General features: G+C 63.7%; 6 protein-coding genes and 1 pseudogene. All 7 read left to right on the top strand.

Annotated elements, in window-relative coordinates:
• Window positions 1-571, top strand: a pseudogene (locus tag DUPY_RS22850) (conjugal transfer protein TrbE); the annotation flags it as partial.
• Window positions 568-1,344 carry a VirB8/TrbF family protein gene (locus DUPY_RS22845; RefSeq protein WP_070251415.1) on the top strand — a complete coding sequence of 259 codons (777 nt, stop codon included), beginning with the start codon at window positions 568-570 and terminating at the stop codon, window positions 1,342-1,344. The pseudogene DUPY_RS22850 and the gene DUPY_RS22845, both read left to right, overlap by 4 nt.
• Before the next feature lie 8 nt (window positions 1,345-1,352).
• Entirely contained in the window at window positions 1,353-2,291 is a 939-nt protein-coding gene (gene trbG / locus DUPY_RS22840; RefSeq protein ID WP_229255472.1) for a P-type conjugative transfer protein TrbG, read from the top strand.
• A gap of 1 nt (window position 2,292) precedes the next feature.
• Entirely contained in the window at window positions 2,293-2,763 is a 471-nt protein-coding gene (locus DUPY_RS22835; RefSeq protein WP_070251414.1) for a conjugal transfer lipoprotein TrbH, read from the top strand.
• A gap of 4 nt (window positions 2,764-2,767) precedes the next feature.
• A complete protein-coding gene (locus tag DUPY_RS22830) occupies window positions 2,768-4,186 on the top strand; it encodes a TrbI/VirB10 family protein (protein WP_070251412.1) in 1,419 nt (472 codons plus the stop codon).
• Between the two features lie 15 nt (window positions 4,187-4,201).
• Complete coding sequence (trbJ, locus tag DUPY_RS22825; RefSeq protein WP_208600088.1) at window positions 4,202-4,984, top strand: P-type conjugative transfer protein TrbJ; 783 nt, start codon at window positions 4,202-4,204, stop codon at window positions 4,982-4,984.
• Between the two features lie 102 nt (window positions 4,985-5,086).
• Window positions 5,087-5,463 (top strand): type IV secretion system protein (locus DUPY_RS22820; protein WP_443093062.1); only part of this gene is annotated, 377 nt, incomplete at its 3' end.

Genomic DNA, 5,463 nt, shown 5'->3' with positions numbered 1-5,463 from the left:
CCTCGGCGAGAAGTTCGCGCTGCCGGTGCTGCTGTACCTGTTCCGCCGCATCGAACGCAGCCTGCGCGGACAGCCGGCGATGATCGTGATCGACGAAGCGTGGATCATGCTCGGCCACCCGGCATTCCGCGACAAGATCCGGGAGTGGCTCAAGTCCTTCGCCAAGAAAAATTGCGTGGTGCTGCTGGCCACCCAGAGCCTGTCCGACGCGGCGCGCAGCGGCATCCTCGACGTGATCGTCGAATCCACCGCCACCAAGATCTACCTGGCCAACCGCGATGCGCGCACCCACGAGGCGGCACCCCTGTACAGCCAGATGAACCTTAACGCCAGGCAAATCGAGATCATCGCCACGGCCATTCCCAAGCGCCAGTACTACGTTGTGTCCGAGAGCGGCTGCCGCCTGTACGAGGCGGCACTGGGGCCGCTGGCCATGGCGTTCGCCGGCTCCACCGACAAGGAATCGATCGCCGTCATCAGGCAGCTCGAGGCGGAAAGGGGAGACGGCTGGCGCGATGCCTGGCTGGTGTCCAGGGGGCTCGATCTTAAAGACTACGGAGCACGACAATGAATATCGGAACAATGATCAGCAGGCTGGCGCGCCGGCGCCCAGCCAATGAAGCAGGCGAAGAACGGTTTGAACCAACCATCGTCGATGGCGGCCGGCGCCAGGGCGAGAGCGAAAACCCGTACCTGGCCGCGCGCCGCACCTGGAACGACCAGAGCGCGGCCAACGCCGCCAGCCGGCAGATGTTCCAGCTGCTTGGCGTGCTGGCGCTGCTGGTTGCCCTGGCGGGCGTGGGCGGCATGGTCTACATCGGCAGCCAGTCCCGCTTCGTGCCGTACGTGGTGGAGGTGGACCGGCTCGGCCAGCAGCAGGCGGTGGCGCGTGCGGACCGCGCGGCGCCCATCGACCAGCGCGTGCTGCACGCGTCGGTGGCCGACTGGGTCGGCAGCATGCGCCTGGTCACGCCCGATATCGCCTTGCAGCGCAAGGCGGTCTTCAAGGTGTACGCCATGCTGGCGCCGAACGATCCTGCCACCGCCAAGGCCAACGAATGGCTCAACGGTACCGAGGAAAGCAACCCGTTCAAGCGCGCCGCGCGGGAAACGGCCAGCATCGAGATCACCTCCGTCATTCCGCAAACGCCGGATACCTGGCAGGTGGACTGGATGGAGACCGTCCGCGACCGGCAGGGCGTCAGAAAAGGCGAAGCGCAGCGCTGGCGCGCGCTCGTCACCGTCTACGTCATACCGGCCACGCCCGAGACCACCGAGGAAGACCTGCGCAACAACCCGCTGGGGGTACACGTGCGCGACTTCTCGTGGTCGAAACAACTTTAGAGGGGAACATGATGCGCAAGCTCTTGACCATCCTGTCGCTGTGCGCGCTGGCGCCGCTGGTGCCGATTGCGGCGGCGCAGGATACCGCAGCGAAGGCAGCAAAACCGCTGCCGACGCCAACCAGCGACGATCCGGCCGACGCCTACTTCGACCGCAAGAATCCGCGCCTGACGGCGCAGGACAAGGAGGCGCTGGCCATCGCGCAGCGCTGGGAGAAGGGCGCCGCAACCGGCGTCAAGCCGTTCGCGGGACCAGCCGGCGCGGTGCTCTTCATCTACGGCGTGCAGCAGGCCAGCGTCGTCTGCGCCGTGCTGCAAGTGTGCGACATCGCCTTGCAGCCGGGCGAGCAGGTCAACAACCTGCACGTGGGCGATCCGCGCTTCACGGTGGAACCGGCGGTGAGCGGCGCCGGCGCCACCGAGGTCCAGCACCTGATCCTCAAGCCGCTCGACGTGGGGCTGCAAACCAACCTGGTGATCACCACCAGCCGGCGCACCTACCACATCAGGCTCAGCTCCCACCGCACAGAATTCATGCCACAGGTGAGTTTCACCTACCCGGAGGATGCGCTGGCGAAGTGGGATGTCGTGCGCGCCCGCGAGAAGAAGGAGCGGCAGGAGCGCACCATTGCGGAGACGGGCGAGTATCTCGGCGACCTCAATTTTAAATACGAGGTCGCCGGCACCGCGCCATGGAAGCCGGTGCGCGTGTTCAACGATGGCGTCAAGACGGTGATCCAGATGCCCGCCGCGATGGCGCAGACCGAAGCGCCGATATTGCTGGTGGTGCGCAAGGAGGGCGGCTGGTTCTCTGGCGATGAAACGGTGATGGTCAACTACCGCCTCCAGGGCGACCGCTACATCGTCGATACCGTTTTCGACAAGGCCATCCTGATCACCGGCGTGGGCCGCGACCAGGACCGCGTCACGATCACGAAGGGGAAATGACATGCGCTGCCTTTCACTTGTCGCTGCCGCTGCGTTCAGCCTGCTCGGCTGCGCCAGCGCGCCGCCACCGGCCTTGCACGGATATTTCCTTGATTCCCCCGCAGCCACGCCAGCCTTCGGACAGGCCGTAGCGGCCGATGCCGTAAAAAATTTGGTGGCACTGTACCCGCCGGCCCATACTCGCCTGCAACTGCTGCACCCGATGCAGGACGACTTTGGCGCCGCGCTGACGACGGCGCTGCGCAGCACCGGTTACGCCGTCGTGGAACCTGTCGCCGTTGCGGCGGTCAATACATCAGGTAAGCCTTCGGTGCAGACGGCGCCAACAACGCTGGCCTACATCGTGGACCAGCAAGCCGAATTGGGGCTATGGCGCCTGACCTTGTTGCTCAACGGCCAGCCGCTGTCGAGGCTGTACCGGCTCGATGCCGGCGCAGCCGTACCGGCAAGTAACTGGATCAGGAAGGAGTAGGGCCATGAGCAACAGTGCCGATGCGGACATGGCGCCGGAAGCGTCGCCCGGCGACCAGTCCGGCCGCTCCGGCGTGCGCCGCGTCAACAACCTGCCGATCTACATCGTGGCCGGCGCGCTGGGCGTGTTCCTGCTGATCATGGCGCTGGTGGCATGGGACCGGGCCGCCAACCAACACCAGGGCGCCAAGCCCGCCGACGACCTGCGCAAGGGGAATACCAAGATGTTTGCCGAGGAAATCGCAGGCAGCCAGAAAGACGGGATGGTGCAGCCCAAGGCGCCAGCGCCGCCGACGCTCCCGGTGGAGCCCGCGCCAGGAGCTATCCTGGTGGCCCGTCCCGATAACCTCGACTTGCCGCCGCTACCGCCCGGATCACAGGGCCAGTCGGGCAACGCCGGGCCGACAGTGCGCGACGAGGAGGCCATGCGCTTTCGCATGATGAAGATGCAGCAGTTCGACGAAGCGGTCAGGGCAAGGACGGGCCTGGCGGTGATCGCGCCGCGCAGCGCCGCCTCCGGCCCGCTCGCGCCAGGTGGCACCGGGACCGGGACAGGGACAGGGCCGGGCATCGGCACCATCGCAGGCGCCGACACTATGCTGGCCCGCCTGGCATCGGTACGCCAGCAGATCGAGGACAGCACCCGCGACGACCCTGCAGCCGCGTATGCAGCGCGCCTGCGGCAGATCCAGGGCGGCGGCGCGGTCGATGGCCAGAGTCCCGGCGGTTCTGAGGCCAGCGCAGCATCGGGCCGCCGCAACGACATCGCCCAGTTTGCAGGCTCCGCCAAGGAGGACCGCTGGCGCCTGGACTCCCGCGTCGAGGCGCCGCGTTCTCCGTACGAACTGCGGGCCGGCTTCGTGGTGCCGGCCACGCTCATCTCTGGCATCAATTCCGAGCTGCCCGGGCAGATCGTGGCGCAGGTGAGCCAGGACGTGTACGACACGCCCGTCGGCAAGTACAAGCTCATTCCGCAGGGCTCGCGGCTGGTGGGCAGCTACGCGAGCGACGTCGCCTACGGCCAGTCGCGCATCCTGATCGCCTGGCAGCGCATCGTTTTCCCGGACGGGAAGGCGCTCGACATCGGCGCCATGCCGGGGGCCGACGGCGCTGGCTACGGCGGCTTCAAGGACCGGGTCAACAACCATTACTTCCGCGTGTTCTCGTCCGCATTCCTGATGTCGGGCGTTACCGCAGGCGTGGCGCTGAGCCAGCCGCAGACAGGTAACGCCAACGCCCGGCCGACAGCGGGCAGCGCGCTCAGTGAAGCGATGGGCCAACAACTGGGCCAGGCGACGGCGCAGATGATCGCCAAGAACCTCAACATCGCACCGACGCTGGAAATTCGCCCCGGCTACCGTTTCAACGTCATCGTCATCAAGGACATGACGTTCTCGAAACCGTATAAACCGTTTGACTATTAACACCAAGGAGAAGTCATGAAACCCCTGAAACGCAGACCGGTCCCCGCGCAGATCGCGGCGATCTTGCTGGCGTCGCTGCTGGCAGTCAGCAACCCTGCGGTGAGCGCCGGCATCCCGGTGATCGACGGCGCCAACCTGAGCCAGAACCTGATCAGCGCCATTGAAAACGTTGCGCACACCTTGAAGCAGATCGAGCAGTACCGCACGCAGTTGCAGCAGTACGAGAATATGCTGCAAAACACGATGGCGCCGTCGCAGCAGATCTGGGATGCGGCGAATTTGACGATGAACGATCTACGAGCATCAATTGACACGCTAAGCCACTACAAAGCCACGCTGGGCAGCGTTGATGCCTATCTGCGTAAATTCCGCGACGCATCGGCATATCAGGGTTCGCCTTGTTATTCGGTGAACGGCTGTACGCAGGTCCAGTGGGATGCGATGAAGGAGGCGGAGCGGTTCGGGTCCGAGTCGCAGAAACGATCGACGGAAGCGGTGTTCAAGGGCCTTGATCGTCAACAGGAAAACCTGCAGGTCGATGCGTCGAAGTTGCGGCAGCTCCAAGCCGCAGCGCAGGGTGCGAACGGGCAAGTTCAGGCAATCGGCTACGCGAATCAACTGGCCAGCCATCAATCCAATCAACTTCTCCAGGTGCGGGCGTTGCTCATAGCTCAGCAAAACCTCATGGCTACACGCTTGCAGGCTGTGGCGGATAACGACGCAAGGCAACAAGTAGCAAGCGACGCGCATTACCGTGTACCTGGTCCATCCAACCGCAATCTCGACAGGAGGTTCTAATGAAATGGCTACTGATGCTTGCTTTGCTTTTTACACTTTCTGCTTGTGATAACAAGAGGGAAGAATCCGACGGTGAACGAAAAAAAAGGCACGAGGAAAGGTATGAAACACCACCTCCGGCAGACAGGTCGAAAGACAAAGGCTTTTGATATGAACCGTTCCCTTCTCAAAGTTGCTGTCGCATTTATCGGCGTTTGTGGCGCGGGGGCAGCTTTTGCTGCAATTCCGGATACGGGGCTTTTGGATGATGTCGCCAATCGATTCCTGACTCAGAGCGCAACGTGGGGAACGGTCATCAAAAATTATGCATCATGGCTATTCTGGGTGCTTGCGACCATCAGCATGGTCTGGACGTTTGGGCTGATGGCACTAAGGAAGGCCGATATAGGCGAATTCTTCGCGGAGTTCGTCCGCTTTACTGTCACGACCGGGTTCTTCTGGTGGTTACTTTCGAACGGCCCGGATATGGCCATTGCAAT

The organism is Duganella phyllosphaerae, assembly GCF_001758785.1.
GTDB lineage: Bacteria > Pseudomonadota > Gammaproteobacteria > Burkholderiales > Burkholderiaceae_D > Rugamonas > Rugamonas phyllosphaerae.
The sequence above is the reverse complement of the archived record's forward strand: the minus strand, read 5'-3'. Positions and strand labels throughout refer to the sequence as shown.